Origin of the sequence: Massilia genomosp. 1 (assembly GCF_011682185.1) — a bacterium.
GTDB classification, from domain to species: Bacteria; Pseudomonadota; Gammaproteobacteria; order Burkholderiales; family Burkholderiaceae_D; genus Telluria_A; species Telluria_A rubra.
This window is the reverse complement of the sequence record NZ_WHJF01000388.1, coordinates 1-493: the sequence shown is the minus strand read 5'-3', so window position 1 is coordinate 493 and position 493 is coordinate 1. Positions and strand designations below refer to the sequence as shown.

Below are 493 nucleotides of genomic sequence, written 5' to 3'. Positions count from 1 at the left end.
CAAGTTCGTCGGCTACGTCGCCATGGCGAAGCAATTGACCGGGTGGCGCAATGGTCCTGACACACCTTGACTGAAGGACGCGCCGTGTCATGCGCTGCAACATGCATTGAAGCACTTGGAGAGGGCGTACAAGAACTTCTTCGAGAAACGGGCCGATTTCCCCAGCTTCAAGCGCAAGGGTTGCGGCGACACTCTCCGCTACCCGGACCCGAAGCAGATCAAGCTTGACGAGGCCAACAGCCGCATCTTCCTGCCCAAACTTGGCTCGCTGCGTTACCGCAACAGTCGGGACGTTCTTGGCGAGCTGCGCAACGTCACAGTGAGCCAGTCGGGCGGCAAGTGGTTCGTGTCGATTCAGACGCAACGCGAGGTCCATGGCGAACGCCATTCAGGCACCGGGAAAATCCTGCCCGAACAGCCATTGCCAACGGCGACGAGCGCCATCGGCATCGATGTCGGCATCGCCCGCTTCGCCACGATGAGCGACGGCAGC

At 60.9% G+C, this 493-nt stretch carries 1 pseudogene; it reads left to right on the top strand.

The annotated features are described in order from the left end of the window. A pseudogene (locus tag F1735_RS34230) lies at positions 1 to 493 on the top strand (RNA-guided endonuclease InsQ/TnpB family protein); the annotation flags it as partial.